The following is a 22248-nucleotide window of genomic DNA, read 5'->3' on the forward strand; positions in this document are numbered from 1 at the left end:
CCATTTTTTGACGATCGCAATAATTCTCTTGACCATTTTGACTAGATGATACTACTATTGCTTACTACTGCTTACAAACTTAATAAAGTTTTATAATACCAATTTAATGTGAACTTGCACATATCCCGATCTCCCCTAAGTTCCCCTGAATAAGCAGGCTGATTTTATTGTCATCATAGGTACGTAGTTGCGCTTTAGCGTTCTTTCCTAATATTATAAAGAGCGCTAAAGCGCAACTACGTACCTAATTTGTATTCGGATTCTATGCAGCCTCATAAAAAATTCGTATAACTCTGCTTTTGATTATTCATTAAAATTAACCAATAGGTAACTCAATCACAAACTCCGCTCCCTGTCCAGGTTGGGAATTGCAGTAGAGTTTCCCCCCATGCTTTTCCGTCACAATCTGGTGACTCATTGAGAGTCCTAGCCCGGTGCCTTTCCCGGCATCTTTGGTTGTAAAGAATGACTCAAATAAGCGTAATTTCAACGCTTCATCGATGCCTGAACCATTGTCAGCAATCCTAATTCTGACCCAATTATCTTCGATAATTTCAGTTTGAATTTGAATAGAAGGAATCAGCACGAGTTCAGAATTATCAGAATTTTTACTTCGATCCATTACATCATCTAGGGCATCAATACTATTGCCAATAATGTTCATAAATACTTGATTTAATTGTCCAGCGAAACATTTAATCTTTGGCAACTTGCCGTAATTTTTGGCAACAGTAATTTCCGAATAATTATTATTGGCTTTGAGTCTGTGTTTCAAAATTAATAGCGTGCTGTTGATGCCTTCGTGGATATCGAAAGCAATCTTTTGGGAAGAGTCTGCTCGTGCGAACAACCGCATGGAATAACTGATATCGCGGATACGTTCAGCACTCTGCTGAAGAGATGCAAGCATTAGGGGTATATCTTCTTCTACAAATTCTAGCTCAATGGCTTCAGCGTGTTCGATAATTTCTGACGCAGGTTCGGGGTAATGCTGCTGATAGATGTGCAAATGTTCTAGTAAGTCTTTTAGGTATCTGTCAGTATGGGTTAGGTTGCCGGCTATGGAATTAATTGGATTGTTAATGTCATGGGTTACTCCTGCAATCAACTGTCCCAAAGTCGCCATTTTTTCATGTTGAATTAGGCGTTCTGTGGATGCGGCTTGTTGTTCCTGTAGCAGTTGCTTGACTCGTCGAATCATTTGATTTAGGGCTGTTGCTAATATACCAATTTCATCTTGAGTGGTAACAGCAGCTTGTAAATCAAAATTGCCCGTTTGGGTTGCTTCCTGGGCAATATGGGTGACTTGCTGGAGGGGACGAGCGATCGCCCGACTGGTATAAATCGCGAGGAAGATGGCGATCGCCACTGACAAAATCATGCTCCCAGCAATAACCTGTACTCGTAGCACCTGTACATTTGCAAACTCAGTTTTTGCTTCTTTGTAATCTTTATACGCCCTTACCTTTAATTGCTCTATATCTTGTAAAAATTTCTTCAATTGCAGCGATGTAGGACTGCTACCAAAAGTCAAGAGCTGGCTGCGGAATATCTGAATTTCTGCGGGTGATAATTCAGCGGAATTAATTGCCTTTAATATCGCCTCTGTCTGCTGCAAGTAAGCCTCTGGAATCTCTTCATTGGCTTGCAGAAAACGTCTGACGGTATTTATTTCAGCAGGTGACTCGTCAACCTTATGATTTTTTGTATCCCCTTCCGAAGATTTAAACTCAGACCATTCTTTTTTGAATAGAGCCACATGGTTTAAAAAATAGGAATACTGTTGGTCTAGCAAATCTCGATTTTCCAATAGCATCAGGATCTGCTGTTGGTGGAGGAGAACTTGAACGAGCTGGATCTGCAATTCACTGATGAATTGAGTTTCTTCGATCGCATTTTGTTCGTGTCTAACAGCTTGTTGATGATATTGGTCAGCGATCGAGATTCCTGTAGCGGTTCCCAGAATTGCCACTCCCAGCGCCAGTCCATAGCCCACACTAATCTTTTGTCCTACCTTGAGACAACTGAACCAATGCTTCAGATGACGTAAACGCAACTTTCGCATAAATGAATGCTTTAAGAAATGGCTCTCATATAGATCTAATAAGAGACCAAGTTTAAATCTATTTTTAGGTTCGGGCATAGAACTCATGGTGGACACTGGATATATTATAATCACAATTACTTGTAAAAAACAAAAACCAGGAATGAAAATAAATCAACTAATTCGAGAATTTTCCTCAGGTCTCCTAATAGTAAATAGATCGGGCGCATCTGGCGCAAGGAAGAGGGCGAAGCATGACCGCATATAAGTTATTAGTTATAATCTCCTATTTTCTGCGGTCATGCTTCGCCCCTACAGATATATTTACCTTGCGCCAGATACACCCCTGTGCTTTTTCCTTCTGTGTCTGCTTCAATCCTCAACTTTCAAAGCTCTTCTTGCTAATTTTACATAAGTTTTCACAGTTTCATAAGGCATTTCCAAATCAGCAGCAATATCGAACAAAGATTCCCCCAATTCCCGGCGCGCTAAAATCGTCGCCCAAGTTTCCGCAATCTCACCAGCCCGACTCCCGCCTGTACGCTTTCTGTGCGCCATAAACTTCTCTGTCAATTCATCGATTCGCGCCGCCAATACGCTTTGGATAGAGACTTCGGGTAGGGATTCTGTCAACCATTGCGATCGCGTTTGTCCCAATCCAAAGGTTGTTTTGTGGCCCGTGCCGCAGTAAGGTGCTAATTGCCCCAAGGCATAAAATAATTGTACAAAATCAGGGCGCAATCCGGCCGATCGCCCGATCGCAAATTCCACAGCCCCAGTAAATCCCGTTACCATGCCTTTTTTGCCCGCCGCCACCTTTTGCGACTCCAACTTGTGGCGGCTAATAATTACATTTTCGTCAATCCAATTCAGAAATTCTGCTTGGTCAACATTCATACCCGAAAAGTTATTCCAGCGGCGCAAATAGCTGTGAAAAACATTTTCGGGAACTGGTAGCGGGAAGTGATGCCCTTTGCTGCGAAAGCTTGTAGGAGTTACAAAACTAAGTTTTATGTTTCTAGATAATGGATGTTCTGCTGTTAGCAATTGCTGGTAAGTTGTGGGAGAAAAAGCAATATCCCAAGAGCGAATTACCAGCGGAGCATTTCGCAAATCAATCTCTTGGGGCAAATTTTGCAGCCACTGACTCAGCCATTGTACTACTTGCTGGGACAGTCCTGTGACATACCAGCGGTAAATGCGATCGCCCAAAAGCTGAAATTCCTTACCGGCTGGAAGCAAATCACCCTCCAATCCCGAAATAGTAAAGGCTTTTTCTGACTGCGAGTCGTGCAAAAGTTGCGATAATTCCGGGTCAGTTTCCTGAATTTGATGCAAAAACCAAGCGTGCAAACCTATAGCATACTGCGCGTACAGATAGCTAGCTGCGCGGGGGGTCAATTCAAACACTAATCCGACTAACTCGGTGTCAGCGGGCCAAATTAGCTTAGAGGAAGGAACTTTTTTGGTGCGGGTGGGATGCGGGGAAATTGCCATGAGATGCCGGAAACAGGGACAGCGGTCTCATATTTTATCTTTTTTTATCCCCGTTGGGGGATGTTTTTGTCTGGGCGGGCGATCGGTCAAATCTATTAGCAGCTCCAAAAACCGTGTCAACCGCCAGTTTCCCGAAATCGGAGGGATGCAGAAAAATCACCAAAAAACCGACAACCTAAAACTCAATTTTTGTCAAGTTTTTCCTCCTTGTAAGTAAAGAGAAATATCAAGTGTTTAAAATCACATTCTGGGGTACAATTGTCAAAAGCTCGTAGCATCCTCAACTCCGATCCTCAACTATGAACACAACAGAAAAATCCAAACTCTCCAACGAAAAAACTTTGGAGGCGATGAAGAATTTCTCCGAAACCTACGCCAAGCGCACCGGAACTTACTTTTGTTCCGAGCCTTCAGTCACTGCTGTCGTTATAGAAGGACTAGCAAAGCACAAAGATGAACTAGGTGCTCCCCTATGCCCTTGTCGCCATTACGAAGATAAAGAAGCCGAAGTCAAAGCCGCCTACTGGAACTGTCCTTGCATTCCCATGCGCGAGCGGAAAGAATGTCACTGTATGTTATTTCTGACGCCAGATAACGATTTTGCTGGAACCAATCAGGAAATTAGCATGGATCAGATTCAAGCAGTCAGAGAGACCATGTAATCGGTTAAGTAGGCGGTCTTCAGTTGACAGTTGACAGTTGACAGTTGACAGTTGACAGTTGACCGCTTGACAGTTGAGAGCTACCTCTACCTGAAAGAAAGAGGATTGGAGTAATGAATAGTCTTCTTTTAATTTTTCCCGATCGGGCTTGGGGCTTTAAACCAATTCTTTCTGGTAAAATTGGTAATTGTTGTGAAAATAGGTCGTAATTCAGTTGACAATTGACAGTTGACAGTTAAGAGCGACCTCAACGATCGCCGCCTACTCTAACACACATCCCCAATCCAAAATCTCCAATCTTCAATCGAATGACAGAGGAAATGCCGATCGAGTTTTGGCAAGGTATCGAAGAATTTAACAGCCAAGATTTTTACGCTTGTCACGATACCTTAGAGGCTTTGTGGATGGAAGCGGGCGAACCGGACAAAAGATTTTATCAGGGAATATTGCAAATTTCTGTCGCGCTTTATCACCTAAGCAATCAAAACTGGCGCGGTGCAGTAATCTTGCTGGGAGAAGGCATAAATCGGCTCAATTATTATCAACCGAGTTATGCGGGAATTGCCGTTGAAGACTTGATCCGACAAAGTGCTAAACTCTTGAGTGCTTTGCAGCAAGCTGGCCCGGAAAAAGTCGCTGAATTTGTACCGTTGTTAACAGGTGCAGAAGTTGCAGGCTTGCGATTGCCGCGAATTATCAAACTAGAACAAACTTCAATATGAGCAGGCTGGTACACCGAACTCGATCGATAAAAGGAGATTGCGATCTGGAGTAAGCAGGGGTTGATATACATGAGCGACCTGCGGTATTTTTATGCCATTTTATGTATTGTACCGCATTTGCTATATAATTAGCAGTTAGCTGGACTAAACCAATGATTAGGAAGACTCATGAGTTTTAGCCGCATTCTTACAAACATTTGCTCCGATCGACTTGCTGAAAGCCGAGATTTTTATGTGACCTTGCTTGGCTTTGATGTGAGCTACGATAGTGATTGGTATGTTCAACTTCGTAGTCCGTCTAATAAAGAACTAGAGTTTGGAATCATTCTTCGTAGTCATAGTTTAGTTCCACAAGAATATCAAACCGCTCCTTCAGGTATGTATGTAACTTTTGTGGTTCCCGAGGTTGATCTAGTCTACGAAAAAGCAGTAGCTATGGGGCTTCGCATAGTTCAAGAACTAAGAAACGAATTTTATGGGCAGCGTCGATTCTTAACTGTTGATCCGAATGGTTGCTTGATAGATATTTGCTCACCATTTAGTGAGTTGGAAAAATGAAGATTACATCTGTATTGAGTTCAAGTAGTTGCAATCAATTTTTTGCTTTGATTTAGGTAATGAGTATGCGCCAGCCAGCTAACAACCCCAATGCACACTGACCGCTGATAGGTTATCAGTTTGAGTTTGAGTGTATCTGCGGCGGGTGATTGGGAACGTTAGGTTGCTTCAGGTTAATGCTGAGACAGTCATAAGTAAGAATAAACATGGATACAGAGGATACAGCAGCCCGATACGATCGTATTGCCCACTGGTGTGCTATTCAATTCACCCATAAAAAGCAGGTAGCTCTTGATATAGGGTGTGGAAGCAGTGGACGCTTTATTAAAGTCCTAAGCGAACATGGATTTCAAGTGGAAGGACTTGATATTTCCTCAGAAATGATTGATTTAGCCAAACAACTGCATCCAAACATCGTCTTCTATCAAGCAGACATCTGCTGTTGGAATCCTCCCAAACCCTACAGCTTGATTGTTGCTTGGGACAGCACATTTCATCTGCCGCTAGATATGCAAGAATCTGTGATGAAAAAGCTATGCAATGCTCTTGAACCTGATGGTGTATTGATGTTCACGTGTGGGGGTGGGCATGAAGCAGGTGAAGTTTCTGGAACATTTCAAGGTCAAGACTTTGAGTACAGCACACTAGGTGTAAATGCTTTCCTAAAGATTCTGAGTGAGTCTCAATTTACATCCCTTCACCTTGAATACGATCAATATCCTGAGAATCATGTTTATATCATTGCTCAAAAGACTTGAGCGACGATTGGAATGGATTTGTACCAGCTTGGGTAGTTAATGTTGCCTATGGAAGTATGATGGCTGCAAAGCGCAGGCTAACAGTGCGTTGGAGCCGGGGCAAGCAATGGGAAATTCACAGCCGCACGCTGGATCGAACGGGACAATGTGGACTAATTGTTTCCAAAGATTCTGACTTTTATCAGCACAGTTGTAAGATTATCTTTTTGCGGACAGCTTATGCAATCTACCTTTGAGACTGCCCGAAACTTCCCGATCGCCCAAACCGTCAAAAAACTTGCTTTCTCCAGTAAATCATCCAAACAGGCGAAGAAAGGGCTATTGTCTTGCTAGGATAATTGGTTGACGCTCTCGGGCAGGTCGATCGACCTTACGGGAATTTTTCACGGCCGTTAAGATAAAATACCTAACCGATCGGGTGTGGTGGATCTAATCTCCATAGAGAAAAATCAGGGGTGAGATAATGCCCTTCAGCAATTTCAAAAATTTTGAGGCTTGCAAGCTATGATGCCCTCCGCTAAACTACTCAATTCCCGCCTATTCAAAGGATTATCGCTGCTGTTGCCGCTGACTCTGGCTGGCGCGATCGCCTCTCCCACCTACCCGCAAGCCGCGCCGCCCCGCACTCTTTCCGTGCGATCGGACATCCAAGAAGCCGACTCCAAAACCGGCATCGTGACAGCCCGCGGCAACGTCCAAATCAACTACCCAGCCCGCCAAATACAAGCAACCGCAGCTCAAGCTCAATACTTCAGCCGCGAGCGCCGGATCATTCTCAGCGGTGACGTGTACGTATTGCAGCAGGGAAACAGCCTGCGCGGCGAAACCATCACATACCTGATTGACGAAGGGCGGTTTATTGCGCTCCCAGACAATCCAGGACAAGTAGAATCCGTCTATCTGGTGGCGCCAGAGCAAGATGCAGCAGCCCAAAATTCGATCGGGCCCAAACCAGCTCCGGTTAATCCAAATCCCGCTGTTAAACCGGCCGCCCGTCCCCGAACAGCTCCTAAGTAACAGCCCCCGGTAGCAGCAAAATTTCGCATCGGCAAAAACATCAACTGTTGCATATCTACCTAAAACAATAATTTTTATTGCCATTCTTGTGGAACAGGCATCCTGCCTGTTCCGGACTCGGATCTGAAATGCGCGACACTCGATAACCCAGAATAGATGCGAATGACAGTTGACAGTTGACAGTTGACAGTTGACAGTTGACAGTTGACAGTTGACAGTTGACAGTTGACAGTTGACAGTTGACAGTTGACAGTTGACAGTTTGACAGTTGACAGTTGTTTCAAATGACAAATGACAAATGACAAATGACAAATGACAAATGACAAATGACAAATGACAAATGACAAATGACAAATGATTAATGACTCATAGGGTTCGCGAGCGGGGACAGCGCTAATGACTAATGACTAATGACTAATGACTTCTTCTTAAAAGTTGCCTCGACGAGCATGAAAATTGTACTCGAAAATATTCACAAATCCTACGGAAAACGCAATGTAGTTAGTCGCGTCAACCTTTCAGTAGCCCAAGGAGAAATCGTCGGACTCCTCGGCCCCAACGGTGCAGGCAAAACCACAACATTTTACATAGCTACCGGATTAGAAAAACCCAATCAAGGAACTGTTTGGCTCAACGATTTAGACATCACTAAATTGCCGATGCACAAACGAGCGGAGTTGGGAATAGGCTATCTCGCTCAAGAAGCCAGCATTTTTCGCAACATGAGCGTGCGCGACAACATTTTGTTAGTTTTAGAACAAACTCAAGTGCCACGCTGGGAATGGAAGCAGCGAGTCGATTTCCTGTTGCAAGAATTTCGCTTAGAAAAAATAGCATCCAGTTTGGGAATTCAAATCTCGGGGGGAGAAAGACGGCGGACTGAGCTAGCGAGAGCCTTAGCTGCTGGGCGAGACGGGCCGATGTTTCTATTTTTAGACGAACCGTTTGCAGGCGTCGATCCGATCGCAGTTGACGAAATTCAGACGATAATTGCCAAACTGCGCGATCGTAAAATCGGCATCCTGATCACCGATCACAACGTCCGAGAAACCCTCGAAATTACCGATCGAGCCTACATCATGCGAGACGGCCAAATTTTAGCCTCCGGGGCTGAAGAAGAACTCTATAGCAACCCTTTAGTGCGGCAGTATTACCTAGGCGACAACTTCGTGCGATAGTCTTTTAAAAGCACAAGACAGAAACAGGACTTACGCATTCAAAGTCCAAGAAACCGGGTTTTTTAGTTAATCTTTGGAATATAACGAAGGATTTTCGTAAAAAAACCCGGTTTCTGACCACCCCTGCGTAACTCCCAAGAAATTTAGAATTGAGAATTTAAATTTTAACTTAAGGAGCGATCGGCAAAAACGCCAAAGTATGAAAATAGCAACGTCCAAATCCTTCAATCCCCTCAACTGGCTGCCGAGAATATCAGTAATGGACTGGTACATTACCAAAGAACTCATCGGCCCATTTCTGTTTGGCGTCGGACTATTTACATCAGTCGCCGTCACCGTGGGAGCGTTATTTGAATTAGTCCGCAGAGTAGCAGAATCAGGCCTCCCCTACGGCGCCGCCCTGGAAATTTTTCTGCTGCAAATTCCGTACTTTGTAGTATTAGCTTTCCCCATGTCAATGCTGCTAGCAACCTTAATGAGCTACAGCCGACTCTCCAGCGACAGCGAACTCATCGCCCTCCGCAGTTGCGGAGTTAGCGTTTACCGATTGATAATGCCCGCAGTCATTATGAGTTTAATCGTTGCCGGCTTCACCTTTGCTTTGCAAGAATTAGTTGTACCCGCCGCCAGTTACAGAGCCACTTTAACTTTAGACAGAGCCCTGAAGCGAGAAAAACCGACATTTCAAGATCGAAATATTATTTACACAGAATTTCGCAAACCCGAAAAAGGTGGCGAAGAAATCCTGTCCCGCTTTTTTTATGCAGAACAGTTTGACGGCCAGCAAATGAAAGGTTTAACAATTATCGATCGCTCCGCACCAGGTCTCAATCAAATCGTTTCTTCAGAATCAGCGACTTGGAATCCCTCAGAAAACACCTGGGATTTTTTCAACGGCACCGCTTATATAGTAGCTCCAGACGGCTCTTACCGCAATATAGTTAGGTTTCAACACCAGCAGTTGCAACTTCCCCGCACGCCCTTAGATTTAGCTGCGAGAGTGCGAGATTTCAAGGAAATGAACATTGCTCAAGCTTTAGAGCGTTTGGAAATCATTAAAAACAGCGGCGATGCACCGCAAATTCGCAAACTCCGGGTGCGAATTCAAGAAAAATATGCTTTTCCCTTCGTGTGCTTGGTATTTGGTTTAGTGGGAGCCGCTTTGGGAACTCAACCGCGGCGATCGGGCAAAGGCACGAGTTTTGGTATTAGCGTAGTGGTGATTTTTACTTACTACGTATTTTCTTTCGTCACCAGTTCTATGGGCGTGAAAGCTGTTTTAACACCGATTCTATCGGCTTGGTTGCCGATCGCATTTGGCTTGGGAATCGGCGGATTGTTGTTGGGAAGAGCCGCCTCTAGGTAAGTTTTACCAATCAAATTGGGAATTGAGAATTGGAAAAATTAACAGTCGTAGGGTGCGTCGCTCAAGAAAAATCTCTAACTCAATATCGACAATCTCATGGCGACGCACCTTATACCATTTCTCCAAATTTTTACTACAAAAAAGTGTTAGGTTTGTTTCTTCCATCCGTGTTTTTCAGGTGCGGATCTGTAAAAATGTCTGTCAAATTCCGGCATTGTCAAGGGCGACACACCCTACAATTCAACCGGGTTTTTCAGGTGCGGATATGTAAAAATGTCTGTCAAATTCCGGCATTGTCAAGGGCGACACACCCTACAATTCAACCGGGTTTTTCAGGTGCGGATATGTGAAATTGTCTGTCAACTTCAGGGATTCTCAAGGGCGACACACCCTACAATTCAACTTCTTCCTTCGGGAGCATCTCATTTTTGCAAAAAACATTTTTTTACAGTGCGAGCTCGTATAGCTCGCGAGCGGGGACAGCACTACAGATGCAAAACTGAGATGCTCCCCTTCCTTCTTCCTTCTTCCTTCTTCCTTCTTCCTTCTTCCTTCATTTAAGGATTAGCAAAAGTATTAATTTCGCCGCCACCAATATAGCGTCCCGGAGTCAAAGAGCGAGGTGTAGAAAAAGGTTGCGGTTGAATTGGCTGCCCGCCCTGATTGGTGTTTTGAGGAACTGCTCCAAAGTTAGGCTGGCTTGGCAAATTAATCTGACTTGGTTGAGGTTGTTGAAATTGAGAATTCGCTGAATTGGGAGAGAATTGAGGATTAATGATCTTGTTTACTCCCGTGCTAGGGGATTGCCCGAAATTCGGAATTAGCGGTATTGGTGAAGGTGTGGCGACAGGAAGCGCCACAGGTTGAACTTCCGGTATCAAGCCCGAGTCGGATAAATTAGTTTGATAGGGATTTTTGGGCAAAGCCACCGTTGGAACCTGTGGAGTAATTGTGGGGATGACTGATGCTTTGGAATTTAACCCGGTAAATGATTCAGGAAGTGTAGCTGCCGGGTTTAAAAATTGTTGAGAGTCGCTAATAATTGTATTAGTAGAAGCCGGAAGTGGGGAGATTGTCGCAGGAACATTCCCAGGATTTGCTTTTCCTTGAGCTGTAGCGACCGTTGGCAACAAATTTGCCGGATTTGTCCCAGATCCAAGGGAAGCCGGTCGATCGAGCAATTTAGGGGTGTTTGCACTTTTCACGGCCGCCGCCGTTGCTGAAGTGTCAGCAGCGACGTATTTTTTCATGGCTGCTTGCAGCGGACTCAAAGGCAGAGGATTGTCGTTTTGTTTGCCGGAATTACCGCTACCTGATGCTTCCGGTGTACCCCCAGGCTCAGACTCGATCGCTCTTATGCCGGAAATGGTCGTCCCACTGCCAGATAAACTCAAATCAGATGTCGGGTTTGAACTTGGCAAGCTGGAATTTTGCGGGTTATTGTTGACTGTCCCAACCGCAGGATTTTGTGAATTTGACAGCGACACAAATGTGTTGATTGCCGCCGACTTTGGCTCTGAAGAGGGCTTAGGCTTTTCTAAGCCGCGAGTGCGAATTTCGTCGAATAAACCTTTGCCTTTGACTGCTGATGAATTGAACAAGTTCAGTTCAGAATTGGAGCGATTGAACTGATTGACTAGCACTGGCAAGCTGTCGATTTCAGCAGCAATGGCACTATCTTCAGCAGACAGTCCGGGAATCGCATCTGGATTGTTTGAGTTTGCTGCTTCTTCTTCGCCATCTATGCTCAACCTTTCTGGATGTACGGAGACTTCCCAGATAAATAACCCCCCCGCACACAGCACGGCTAGCGGAGCCCAAACCGACGGTTGCGTCCAGTGGCGGAAACGCGCTATTAGATAGCGGACAGATGTAGGAAATTTCTTAAAATTTGACATAGTTTTGCTTCCATCCGAGCCTCGGGACCTAAAACTATTTTCCATAGTCTACCACATCAATCTTGATGATTTTTGCTGTCCCCAGGTAAGTGCGATCGCGATTTTGATTGCAAGTTGCGAAAAACATAATAGCAGAAGCAAGAACTATGAAGGAAGTTCCATTACATATATCGTGTGAAAAGTGCAATTAAGAACGTCCTAACTCTCGGAAACTGTTGCTACAGATGTATGCAACAGGTGAAGCTCGATTGAGTACCGACCGAAATAAGTTTTGCCCAGCAAAATAAAGCAGACATAAGAATGTTGACACTCCCCGCCGTAAACGGCTAGGATTCTTCATTCACAGGGAGATGCCTTGTAAAAGCAGTGCCTTTACTCGGTCTTACTCTCCCTCCTGAAGCAGTAACGGTATGCCCTACCGCCAAAATTCGTAAACCTTCATCCCGAATATTCTTAGCAGCATTAATATCTCTATCATGGTTTTCTCCACATTTAGGACATTGCCAACTACGAATATCCAAACTCAAGCTATCCACGCGATTTAAACAGTTATTACAAGTCTTAGAACTGGGATAGAACCTATCTACTTCGATGTAGATTTTTCCTTCCCATTCCGACTTGTATTTCAGCATGGTACAAAAATCTCCCCAACCAGCATCACTAATTGATTTAGCTAGTTTGTGGTTTTTCACCATGTTTCTAACTGCTAGATTCTCTACAACTATGACTTGATTTTCGTCAACTAATTTACGACTTAGTTTGTGTATAAAATCTTCGCGACATCGGACAATCTTAGTGTGAACCTTGGCAACTTTAATCCTAGCTTTATGACGGTTATTAGAACCTTTAAGCTTACGGCTTAGTTGCTTTTGTCTCTTAGCTAACTTCTTTTCATATTTTCGATAATATTTAGGATTCCCATGCTTGGTTCCATCGGATGTAATAGCGTAATGGGTTAAACCAACGTCTATCCCAATCGCCTTTCCTTCTGATGATTTTTCAGGTAAATCTTTACCATCATCATAGAGGCAGGCTGCAAAATATTCCCCCGATGGATTAACTGAAACCGTGACAGATTTTAGAGTCCCTTCTGGTTGCCTTGAAACTTTACAATGAACATCACCAATTTTAGGCAATCTCAATATATCGTCTTTTAATTTACATCCTTGAGGAAATCTAATAGATTGTCTATTCCGCTTTTTCTTAAAGTTAGGATATTTAGCCCTACCTTCAAAAAAGTTAAGGAAAGCACTAGAAAGATTTAAGGCTGCTTGCTGCAGGGCTTGTGATGGTGCTTCTGTCAGCCATTCGTACTCTTTCTTAAGAAAAGGTAGAAGATTGATTATTTCATTTCTACTTAATCCTTTCCCTGTTTGCTTATAGGTTTCAGACGTTAGATTGAGCGTGTAGTTGTAAAACCATCTTGCACAGCCAAACGACTTCGCAAGCAAAATGGATTGCTCACTGGTAGGATATATTCTGTACTTGAAGGCTTTTAGCATTTTGCTTACCAAACTACTAATACTATGGTAACATAGAAAAAAATTAAATACAAAGCTGTCTTAAAAGACGGGGTTTTAAACCCATTCTTCTGATAAAATCCGACTTGACGCTGTGTAGAGCCTTCCAAGCGTATCAGCCGATCGACCTCAAAGCAAAATGTCAAGGCCGAATTTGGGTAATTGCCCAGCTCCAGACGAAGAGAAAAGTTGAGAGGAAATTAATGAAAAAAGTAGTAGAAGTATTAGCAAATCGGGAAGAACTCATAGAGCGATCGCTCGCGGTTGTCCTGTCCAAAATCCCAGCAGCGATCGCAGAACGTGGAGTTTGCACGATCGCCTTGGCGGGTGGCAGCACACCAGAACCGCTCTACAGAGCGATCGCCACCCAAGACCTGCCTTGGGACAAAATTCACGTTTTCTGGGGTGACGAACGCTACGTTGCGCCAGATCACCCGGACAGCAATCAAAAAATGGCGCGCCTCGCTTGGCTCGATCGAGTAAACATCCCCGCCAGCAACATCCACCCCATGCCCACAGGCGCGGCTGACCCCGCAGCCGACGCCTCGACGCACCAAACCGAATTGCAGCAATTCTTCAAAATATCCGACGGCGAGTTTCCCGCTTTCGACATCATCCTATTGGGCATAGGAGACGACGCCCACACAGCCTCTCTATTCCCCGGCACACCAGCCTTACAAGTCCGTGACTCCCTAATAACCGTCGGCAACAAAGACGGTCAACCCCGCATCACCTTTACATTCCCCTTAATCAACCGCGCCCGGTGCGTCATCTTCATGGTGGCAGGAGCCAGCAAACAACCCGCCCTCAGTCAAATTTTTGCCCCCGCAGCCGACTCCACGATCTATCCAGCCAGACTCGTTCAACCAGAAGGCGAACTTTGGTGGCTGCTCGATGCTGCGGCAGGCGTTGCAGTAAAATAGCTGAGAGAGCCTCCAGAGTCAGCACTGTCAGCAGTATTACTAACTCAATCTTTTCCTTCGTTCCGAATGTCACGGCGCGAACTCAGTTGCTAGTATTAGCGAAGCAATATAAGAATTGTGGCGGTTAAAGTTAAAATTTGACCATATACACAACTATTTTTACGAGGCTGATTGGAAAATCTGGCCGATAGCAAGGAGAAATCGATGATTGTCTGTCCCAATTGCAATCACCAGAACCCCGACGGGGCCAGCCAGTGCGAGTCTTGTTACACGCCTTTACCCGTTACCGCCAGTTGCTCAAACTGCGGTGCAGCGGTTCAGACAGATGCAGCATTTTGCGGTCAGTGTGGCTTTAATTTGCGTCCTGGTTCCTACGTTCCAGAAGTTGAGGCGACAGTACCGTCCGTCTCGCCTGTGGGCCCCACAGTGGTATCGCCACTGGTGCCGGACTTAGGATCAACCGAACCGCCGACGATCGCAATGGAACCTCTAGTTACCCCACATCAGGGGCCGAACTTGGAAAAAACTCCCGCCAGCATTCCGACGATTCCAGATCCCTCGCCGTCGCTCTCGGTTCCTGTTACAACAGAATCGGTGACAACAGCACCAAATACCTCTCCCCCGGTTCCCGACCCACAGCCAGCGGGTGTGGCTAAAACTCAACTGCAACAGCAGTCGGCGCGACTGATACACGTTCAGACAAATACGCCGATGGAATTGCCTCACAATCTCGCTGTGATTCACATTGGCAAGCCAAATGACTTGGTGCCGCCAGATATTGATGTTTCGGGATTTGCTAATTCTGAGATAGTTTCTCGGGTACACGCAAATCTCCGGGTGGAGGGAGATGCTTGCTACCTAGAAGATGTAGGCAGTTCTAACGGCACTTACGTCAACAATACTCCCCTGCCCAAGGGAAACCGACATCGGTTGCGACCGGGAGACCGCATCTCTCTGGGAAAAGGAGACCTGGTTACGTTTCTATTTCAAATCTCTTAGATCGAGTTTGGATTGGGCGATCGAAAGTCTAAAATCTAAAATCGCATCTTGAGGCGCTCTACCAAAACTCAATGCTGCCAATGTGATTAAGCTGACCTTGCTACATCCACTCCAGTCTATTCCCGTCCGCAGTTGGATCTTTGAAGACGAAGAGGTCGTCCGGATCGGGCGATCGACTGAAAACCACGTCGTTCTTTTTAGCGCTGTGGTTTCTCGTCGCCACATCGAATTGCGACGCAGCGGCATTAATTGGGAACTGATCAATTTAGGTACCAACGGTACTTACCTCGATGGTAAGCCGATCGCTAAGGTTCCCGTTGTGGACGGTCTGATCGTTCACTTGGCTCGCTCGGGCCCGAAAATTCAAATCAACGTCGGTGGGAATCAGTCCTCAGCCCAGTTAGCACAAACTAGCGTCAAGTCAAGGGATGCTAAGGCAATTCACGCTCCCTCCGGGGGCGCACTGCTTAGCACGATTCCTATTCCCAGCCAAAAAGAAATTGGCACTTCCAGGGAAGAAGACGAGTTAACTGAGGCAGAAAATACTCCCCATTATTCGGAAGAAAAAGAAGAAGAAGAAGAAGAATATTAAATCGACATCTTTGGACGATCGACATTTTTCTTGCAGGCGGCACTCAGGAGTTTATTTATGAGTACATCACAACAGATTGTTAAGCGCAGCGAACTGATCAACCGCCGCACGATCGACCGCCGCACGGCGGAAGAGGTCGGCAGGGTAGATCGGCTTTGGCTCGATCCTCACTCCCAGCGGGCGATCGGCTTTACTTGCAAGTCGGGACTTTTGGGCAACAAAAAACGCTGGTTCGCTTGGGCGCAAGTTGATACGGTGGGCGAAAATGTTTTGGTGACGATTAACCCGGAACTTCCGGAATTGCATCAGCCGGAACAAGCTGTTTGTCCGATCGGCCTTGAGGTACTTACGGACGCAGGAAATAAGGCAGGTACGGTGGTTGACTACCTATTTGATGTCCGGACTGGTTCTGTTAGGGATTACCTGTTTAAATCTAGCGGCTGGCGCGGCGTTTTAGACGGGATTTACTTGTTGCCGGTGCAGGCGATTTCGACGATCGGCAGCAAGCGGGCGATCGTCTCTGAGGCTGCTGTATCCGAACCCGTGCAGTACGCGGAGGGACTGCACCATAAAGTCGGCATGGTAGCCGAGTTTTTACAGGAAGATCTTGACAGAACTCTTAAAAATGTGGCTGGCGTGAAGCGGAACGCTCAAAATCTGGCGGAAAAACTTCAAGATAAAGCTATAGAAGTCAGGGATGTAGCTCAAGAAAAAGTCGCAGAGTTGAAGCGCCAAAGGGATGAATCTGTACCGCCCGATCCGGTGGAACCGCCAGAGTCGGATTTGCCCTGAAGTGCGGCTTTCCCGATCGAGAAAGTAGCTGCTTGCCGATCGCATTTTTGGGGTGGCCGGCACCCGAAAGCTCGATCGGTACAGAGTACGCGAAATAGAGGCTTTCTGGGCGAGGAATTCTAGTGCTCAAAGCATTGTATTTTAAAGGTATCGCATCAATACGAAAAATGTTAGCAACCCTAAAAGACCTATGCTGTTTGAGAGAACCAACTCCTATTTTATCTAGAACCCGCAGCCTTAATAATTGGTTAACTTCTGTAGGGGCAAACAGCAATTCGCCGATCGTCGCAGACTGTCGCCCGATCGACAACTCGAATCAGCGGTGCAACCAGCACTCGTCTGAGTTGAATTCTCCGATCGATCTGTGGGAAAATGGTCACTCCACCGATCGATCGGCCCAGATGGGCGATCGGCCGGGTAGCTCCATCCGAGATTCAATCGATCGAGAACTTCGCACTGCTGTCAATCGCGGCCAAGTTCACCAGATTAATATCGTGTTTGGTGGCGATCGAGGACAGGCAAAGTTCGCACTTGGAGTCCAAGCCAACAATCAAAAGTTTGTTCAAATGCCTCAAGCAGTCAAAACTTCAACTTTTACGGCAAAGCGAGGGAGTAGCGGCGCACTGACAACGCCTTTAAGCATCAAATCTTTTGCGGTTTTATCGCAAAAATTGGTTCTTGAAGCATCCCCGTTTCAGTCATGCGGGGGAGTGTCAAAACATCAGTGATTACCTTAACTCTGCTACATCCTATTCAGTCTGTCCCAGTTCAAAGTTGGTGTTTTGAATCCGAATCTGTGGTTCGGATCGGTCGATCGAACGACAATGATGTAATTATTTACAGCGCTGTAGTTTCCCGCCACCACGTAGAGCTGTGGAATCATTCTTATGGCTGGGAAATTATTAATTTTGGCGCTAACGGCACTTATGTAGATGATAAACCGATCGCTCAGGTGTCAGTAGCGGACGGGATGACAATTCGCTTGGGCAATTCCGGACCAAAAATCCGAATCCGGGTGGGGGCGACGAATGTGCAACCGAGCCCAAAAACTCGGCCACCACAGCGCGAACTCACCGACAAAAAGGCCGAAGTTTCACAAGACAAATCAACAGCTTGGTCTGGGCCTAGGAGAATCATGGAAGACGATGATGGAGCGCTGACTCACATCGATTTTGAATGACCCGCTGCTATCTATGGGAGCTAGCAAATTTCAACAAAATTCAGGCTGCATTGCATTCGATCGTCTGGTCAGTTAATATAGCTGAATTTTCAAGTTACCCATTTTCATACCCTGATTAAGCAACGTCATTCTCTAATACCCGCTCAACCTTCAACCGATAAGATTTGAGGGATATCGCTCGATATTACTTCTGTTTCGCTGCTTGCCCAGCGGCGGTAATCTAAGAGCAATTGATACATCAATCGCTGTTTGACGCTTAGCAGTACACTCTTGAGCAAGCCGTTGCCCGTTGCTTCTAAAATTGGTTTGGGCGTCAGCCAAAACGGTGGCGGTAACTCGACTTGCACCTCTAAATCCGCTTTTCCCTTCAAGTACGCTACCCCACTATTTTGATGTACGTAAAGCTTTCCTTTAAGATTGAGAGCAAAGCGATCGTTTATATAATCCACACCAAGAATCGAGCAGGCGACTGACTCCAAATTGATTGCGCCCTCCGACTGCGCCCATACCCTCATGTCTACTGTGGGTTGAATGCTGAGCATCATAAATTGTAACGGTCGCATTTTCAGGCGGAAACAGTCATCGCTTAGTTGCTCTGTGCGAGTACGATCGACTAGGGCGTTCACCAATCGCCTCGGCTGGCGCAGATAATGTTGAATGGGAACCCGTTCATCTGGTACGGCGATCTCAACGGATTGGGAAGCATTAAAACGGGTATACATGAGAATATGTCAATATGTGGGATTCGTAAGGATATCTTAATAAACTATAACTTTTTTAAGGTGATTTGAGTCGCGCACTAACTCGCCCACTCGCCCCATCTCATCCGAGAAATAACGGATAAAAGCTTTTGGGACTCAGGCTAATTTTTTCATCATACTTGCTGGCTGATGAGAGTAAAGCAAACATTTGTAACGCAAAATTGCCGATTATTATGAAAATTTCCTTAGCAAAGCCCTCGAAGAGGATCGCACATCTCGGCCCTGTAGGTACCAATGCAGAAACAGCGGCTCAGGCTTATGTCAATTGGTTGAGCCGGGAAACTAACTCCGAATGCACCCTGTATCCTTATTCCACCATTTCTCAGGCACTAGAGGCATCTGCCTCCGGGCTGGTTGATTACTCAATTGTGCCGGTAGAAAATTCCATAGAAGGTAGCGTCACTGTCACCCTAGATACCCTGTGGCGGCTGGATGCACTGCGAATTAAACACGCCCTGGTTTTGCCGATTTCCCACGCACTGCTGTCAAATGCTCAAAATTTTAACCAGATTCAAAAAGTTTACTCTCACCCGCAAGCCCTAGCTCAGTGTCAATTGTGGTTGGCCGAGTTTATCCCACAGGCTCAGTTGATTCCGGCTAATTCAACGACGGAAGCGTTGCACTATCTAGAAGATAGCAGTATAGCGGCAATCTCTTCGCCAAGAGCCGCCGAACTCTACAAATTGCCCGTGCTAGCGAGCCCGATTAATGATTATCCCGACAATTACACTCGATTTTGGGTACTTGGCTCCGATGCAGGAAAATTAGGAAACTTCGCAGAATCCCACGAGTCATCAATGACATCCGGCACCACACTAGCGGCTAACTCGCACCTAGATTCAACTTCGGCGAATTGTACTCACACGTCACTAGCTTTTAGCGTACCTGCTAATATGCCCGGAACATTGGTAAAACCTTTGCAAGTATTTGCCAGTCGCGGTATTAACCTAAGTCGCATTGAATCTCGGCCGACTAAGCGATCGCTCGGAGAATATATCTTCTTTATGGACGTGGAAGCCGATGCTTGTTCTACATTAGTGCGATCGGCACTAGAAGAGTTAAAAAAACACACGGAAACTTTAAAAATCTTTGGTTGCTACACTGTACTGTCAGTAGTATGATTGTATTAATACTTAGGGGGCTAGCGAGATGAATGCTGATGAACTTCTCAAGCGATATGCAGCCGGAGAAAGAGATTTTCACGAATCCAACTTAATAGGTGCTTCCCTGTCACAAGCTTCCCTACTTCATATTTGCCTCGCCTGTGCCAATTTAAAGGACATAATTCTAGCTGAAGCAGACCTAAGTGGGGCTAACTTAATTGGTGCAAACCTCGAAAATGCTTGTCTGATCATGGCGGATCTGAATGGGGCAGATCTCAGGGGATCGAAGCTAACTCGTGCCAGATTAACAGGGGCTGAGCTGATTAATGCAAACCTGGAAAACGCCAACTTGGGAGACACGAAAATGATTGGTGTCAACTTAACCGGGGCAAACTTGTATAAAGCGAACTTGATGGAAGCCAACCTGATAGATGCTTGCTTAGATGAAGCCAATCTCGAAGGAGCAAATCTCAGTGAGGTAAAACTGCGGGGAGCAAGTCTCAGAAGAGCCAACTTGAGAGGAGCATTTTTGTCTGAAAGTAACCTTCAGGATGCGGATTTGAGAGAAGCTGATTTGCGCGGTGCTAATTTGAGCGGGGCATTTTTGTGCGGCGCTAACCGCGAAGGCGCTAAGTTAGATGAGGCTACAAATTTAAGCAGGGCAATTCAGTTTTGCATCAGACAAGTCTGAAATCAGGCAATATATCCGCACATAATCCGACAGCTAAGGACTAAAAAATATAGTATTCATTTGGCTAAAAGTGCAGTTAATTTGCTCCTGTACCTTAGAAAAATGAACCTGCATCTTTAGTATTTCTTTCTTAGAATTAGCTTCGGCAATCTTACTTTCCAAAGCTAGCAAGTTGCGATTGAGAGTTTCTACTCGTACAGTTTGGTCGTCTAAATCTATCTTCACTTTTGCTACCTTATCCAACTCTATTTGCTTGCGAACCCAGGCTTGTCGAACGGAGTTCTCATCGCCTTTCTGAAGAGCTAGCAAAGCTCGCTGCTGCCACTGATTGGCTTGGGATTCAGATTGATTGTACTGCCACTGAATCCGCAGTTGGGCTGAAATCGCGCTGCCAACAGCCTGACGAAGTTCTTTGAGAGGTTCCTGAATTTCTAAGATTAATAAATCCCAAAAATTCATCAGTTCGCTGGTAAAGCCTTCGCGTTCTACAGAGGCTACTAATGCTTCTAAGAGCAACAAATTGGGTTCCATCTGCTGCACAGTTGTCTCAAATATTAACTGTGCTTCTGATAACTGCCGATCGCCTTTTTCTGAGACTGTACTGGCTGAGTTCTTTAAGATTTTTTGAGTCCTGTCTGCCGCTGTTTCTGAATCTAAACTTGCAGGTACGAAGGCTTGTAATTTTTCGCGGGCGATCGCGCTCAGCCTTTCTCGCAGCAAATCGCAGGCCGCCCGCTGCACTGGCCCTGTTTCGCTTTGACAAATCTTGATGACTATTTTTAAGCCTGCATCGCCGTAATTGAAGGCTTCCTTTAGCGCTGCAATCCGATGTTCGCTGACTGAACTAGACAGTCGGTGTCTGACTCCTGCTAGTCCGCCGAGTACCACACCGCCCACCGGAGGCGGCAGTTGACCGCCTCTAACTGCATCGTATGGTTTCGGTTCGAGATTTTCTAACACAAGCATTTATAGCAGTTGACAGTTGACAGTTGACAGTTGACAGTTATAGCACTATCCACTGCTAACAGTTCCCAGCCATTCCCTTTGCTTTTCGGAACAAAAAGTTTAAAATCGGTGTTTTTCCGATGGAACAATGTTTGGGACGGTTGCCTCGGAGTTGTTATCCGAGGCAGAACTGAGGATGCTTCAGTTCTGTGAAAATTGACTACTTGAGCGTATCTTTGAGTACAGTCCTTGCTGCCAAGTGATTGCGAGTGGAAGTTAAAATTTCGGTTTCGCGTTCCAATCTCGCAGCAGTATCTTGCAATTCTAAAAGAGTTTGCTGTTCTGTAGCTGCACCGTAAAGGTAGCTGGCTACCCAGTAGGATAGTTCTGTGGGCAAACTGGGAATGTCTTCGGGTAGGTCGATCGGCTGATCCATCAATTTGCTAGAGAGGCGAACTACATCGCGAAGCAGTTGTTCGACTTCTTTGCCCAAAGATCGGAGGTCTTTTTGTGGCGGTTCGTCTTCAATCCATTCTACTAAACCGACTAAATAGGGTTTTTCCCGAACAGCGTCGAGGACTCGGAACCGTTGCTGTCCGAGAGTCATGATTTTCATGCGATCGTCCGGGAGGCGCTGACAGTGAATGACTTCGGCGCAACAGCCAACGGCAGAGACTTTGTTTTGGTTCGGGTCCCACATGAGCACACCGAAACGGCGATCGCCCTCCAGAATCGTGTTCATCATAATTCGATAGCGAAACTCGAAAATTTGCAGTGGCAGCGGTCTACCTGGAAATAGAACCACTTCCGGCAAAGGAAATAAGGGGAGTTCGCGAACTGCTACAGAGGAGGAGGATGCCATTGTCGCTCAAAGGTGACGGTACTTGCGCTTCTTTTTCTTACTTTAACTGATTTGAGTAATTCCGGGCGGGGGTGAGGGGCGATCGGGGAAGCACGCTACATATAGCGTGCCAAAAGTTCCGACGATCGCCCGTTAAATCGGAGCAACGTAGGTTTAAGGATTAAAATAGAGTAGGTTTGC

The 22248-nt window shown here is 45.7% G+C and carries 23 protein-coding genes; 16 read left to right on the forward strand and 7 right to left on the reverse strand.

Annotated features, from left to right (window positions below; genetic code table 11):
• Window positions 1-316 precede the first annotated feature (316 nt).
• On the reverse strand, window positions 317-2065 hold the full coding sequence (locus JGK20_RS05745) for a HAMP domain-containing sensor histidine kinase (protein WP_293186408.1): 1749 nt from the start codon (window positions 2063-2065) through the stop codon (window positions 317-319).
• Between the two features lie 351 nt (window positions 2066-2416).
• Window positions 2417-3541 carry a CRISPR-associated endoribonuclease Cas6 gene (cas6, locus tag JGK20_RS05750; RefSeq protein WP_293186410.1) on the reverse strand — a complete coding sequence of 375 codons (1125 nt, stop codon included), beginning with the start codon at window positions 3539-3541 and terminating at the stop codon, window positions 2417-2419.
• 299 nt (window positions 3542-3840) lie between these two features.
• On the opposite strand from cas6, the gene JGK20_RS05755 reads away from it, so the two are divergent.
• The 8 genes from JGK20_RS05755 (at window position 3841) to JGK20_RS05790 (ending at window position 9802) form a co-directional block, all read left to right on the forward strand.
• Window positions 3841-4203: a ferredoxin-thioredoxin reductase catalytic domain-containing protein gene (locus JGK20_RS05755; protein ID WP_293157224.1), complete on the forward strand. Its 363-nt coding sequence runs from the start codon at window positions 3841-3843 to the stop codon at window positions 4201-4203.
• 308 nt (window positions 4204-4511) lie between these two features.
• Window positions 4512-4925 carry a DUF309 domain-containing protein gene (locus JGK20_RS05760; protein WP_293229715.1) on the forward strand — a complete coding sequence of 138 codons (414 nt, stop codon included), beginning with the start codon at window positions 4512-4514 and terminating at the stop codon, window positions 4923-4925.
• Between the two features lie 168 nt (window positions 4926-5093).
• On the forward strand, window positions 5094-5483 hold the full coding sequence (locus tag JGK20_RS05765) for a VOC family protein (RefSeq protein WP_293186411.1): 390 nt from the start codon (window positions 5094-5096) through the stop codon (window positions 5481-5483).
• A 206-nt stretch (window positions 5484-5689) separates the two neighbouring features.
• Window positions 5690-6241: a class I SAM-dependent methyltransferase gene (locus JGK20_RS05770; RefSeq protein WP_293229718.1), complete on the forward strand. Its 552-nt coding sequence runs from the start codon at window positions 5690-5692 to the stop codon at window positions 6239-6241.
• Complete coding sequence (locus JGK20_RS05775) at window positions 6238-6477, forward strand: hypothetical protein (protein ID WP_293229721.1); 240 nt, start codon at window positions 6238-6240, stop codon at window positions 6475-6477. The genes JGK20_RS05770 and JGK20_RS05775 overlap by 4 nt, the downstream gene beginning before the upstream one ends.
• Window positions 6478-6745: 268 nt before the next feature.
• Window positions 6746-7258, forward strand: a complete 513-nt coding sequence (locus JGK20_RS05780) for an LptA/OstA family protein (RefSeq protein WP_293220652.1) — start codon at window positions 6746-6748, stop codon at window positions 7256-7258.
• 449 nt (window positions 7259-7707) lie between these two features.
• The gene (gene lptB, locus JGK20_RS05785) at window positions 7708-8436 is read left to right on the forward strand and encodes an LPS export ABC transporter ATP-binding protein (protein ID WP_293186416.1); all 729 of its coding nucleotides are present in this window, start codon (window positions 7708-7710) and stop codon (window positions 8434-8436) included.
• Between the two features lie 199 nt (window positions 8437-8635).
• The gene (locus JGK20_RS05790; protein ID WP_293186417.1) at window positions 8636-9802 is read left to right on the forward strand and encodes an LptF/LptG family permease; all 1167 of its coding nucleotides are present in this window, start codon (window positions 8636-8638) and stop codon (window positions 9800-9802) included.
• 557 nt (window positions 9803-10359) lie between these two features.
• Here JGK20_RS05790 and JGK20_RS05795 read toward each other — a convergent pair.
• Window positions 10360-11700: a hypothetical protein gene (locus JGK20_RS05795; RefSeq protein ID WP_293229724.1), complete on the reverse strand. Its 1341-nt coding sequence runs from the start codon at window positions 11698-11700 to the stop codon at window positions 10360-10362.
• 326 nt (window positions 11701-12026) lie between these two features.
• Window positions 12027-13202 carry an IS200/IS605 family element RNA-guided endonuclease TnpB gene (tnpB, locus tag JGK20_RS05800; protein WP_293229727.1) on the reverse strand — a complete coding sequence of 392 codons (1176 nt, stop codon included), beginning with the start codon at window positions 13200-13202 and terminating at the stop codon, window positions 12027-12029.
• A gap of 221 nt (window positions 13203-13423) precedes the next feature.
• Here tnpB and pgl point away from each other — a divergent pair, with 221 nt between their 5' ends.
• The 6 genes from pgl (at window position 13424) to JGK20_RS05830 (ending at window position 17706) form a co-directional block, all read left to right on the forward strand.
• Window positions 13424-14143: a 6-phosphogluconolactonase gene (pgl, locus tag JGK20_RS05805; RefSeq protein WP_293208506.1), complete on the forward strand. Its 720-nt coding sequence runs from the start codon at window positions 13424-13426 to the stop codon at window positions 14141-14143.
• Window positions 14144-14347: 204 nt separating this feature from the next.
• The gene (locus tag JGK20_RS05810) at window positions 14348-15142 is read left to right on the forward strand and encodes an FHA domain-containing protein (RefSeq protein ID WP_293186423.1); all 795 of its coding nucleotides are present in this window, start codon (window positions 14348-14350) and stop codon (window positions 15140-15142) included.
• Window positions 15143-15224: 82 nt separating this feature from the next.
• Window positions 15225-15734: an FHA domain-containing protein gene (locus tag JGK20_RS05815; RefSeq protein ID WP_293186425.1), complete on the forward strand. Its 510-nt coding sequence runs from the start codon at window positions 15225-15227 to the stop codon at window positions 15732-15734.
• A gap of 57 nt (window positions 15735-15791) precedes the next feature.
• Window positions 15792-16526, forward strand: coding sequence for a PRC-barrel domain-containing protein (locus JGK20_RS05820; protein WP_293186427.1), 735 nt, complete (start codon window positions 15792-15794; stop codon window positions 16524-16526).
• Between the two features lie 167 nt (window positions 16527-16693).
• Window positions 16694-17254: a hypothetical protein gene (locus JGK20_RS05825; protein WP_293191367.1), complete on the forward strand. Its 561-nt coding sequence runs from the start codon at window positions 16694-16696 to the stop codon at window positions 17252-17254.
• A complete protein-coding gene (locus JGK20_RS05830) occupies window positions 17251-17706 on the forward strand; it encodes an FHA domain-containing protein (protein ID WP_293186431.1) in 456 nt (151 codons plus the stop codon). Before JGK20_RS05825 ends, JGK20_RS05830 begins: the two co-directional genes overlap by 4 nt.
• Window positions 17707-17849: 143 nt before the next feature.
• Here the strand turns inward: JGK20_RS05830 and JGK20_RS05835 are convergent, their stop codons facing one another.
• Window positions 17850-18428 carry a DUF1997 domain-containing protein gene (locus JGK20_RS05835; protein ID WP_293191369.1) on the reverse strand — a complete coding sequence of 193 codons (579 nt, stop codon included), beginning with the start codon at window positions 18426-18428 and terminating at the stop codon, window positions 17850-17852.
• A 212-nt stretch (window positions 18429-18640) separates the two neighbouring features.
• On the opposite strand from JGK20_RS05835, the gene pheA reads away from it, so the two are divergent.
• The gene (gene pheA / locus JGK20_RS05840; RefSeq protein WP_293208501.1) at window positions 18641-19588 is read left to right on the forward strand and encodes a prephenate dehydratase; all 948 of its coding nucleotides are present in this window, start codon (window positions 18641-18643) and stop codon (window positions 19586-19588) included.
• A 28-nt stretch (window positions 19589-19616) separates the two neighbouring features.
• Window positions 19617-20261: a pentapeptide repeat-containing protein gene (locus JGK20_RS05845; protein ID WP_293186437.1), complete on the forward strand. Its 645-nt coding sequence runs from the start codon at window positions 19617-19619 to the stop codon at window positions 20259-20261.
• A gap of 33 nt (window positions 20262-20294) precedes the next feature.
• Here the strand turns inward: JGK20_RS05845 and JGK20_RS05850 are convergent, their stop codons facing one another.
• Both JGK20_RS05850 and JGK20_RS05855 read right to left on the reverse strand, forming a co-directional pair.
• Window positions 20295-21227: a PspA/IM30 family protein gene (locus tag JGK20_RS05850; RefSeq protein ID WP_293229730.1), complete on the reverse strand. Its 933-nt coding sequence runs from the start codon at window positions 21225-21227 to the stop codon at window positions 20295-20297.
• A 199-nt stretch (window positions 21228-21426) separates the two neighbouring features.
• The gene (locus JGK20_RS05855) at window positions 21427-22068 is read right to left on the reverse strand and encodes an LON peptidase substrate-binding domain-containing protein (RefSeq protein ID WP_293213209.1); all 642 of its coding nucleotides are present in this window, start codon (window positions 22066-22068) and stop codon (window positions 21427-21429) included.
• Window positions 22069-22248 lie beyond the last annotated feature (180 nt).

This window comes from Microcoleus sp. PH2017_05_CCC_O_A (genome assembly GCF_020738785.1).
GTDB lineage: Bacteria > Cyanobacteriota > Cyanobacteriia > Cyanobacteriales > Microcoleaceae > Microcoleus.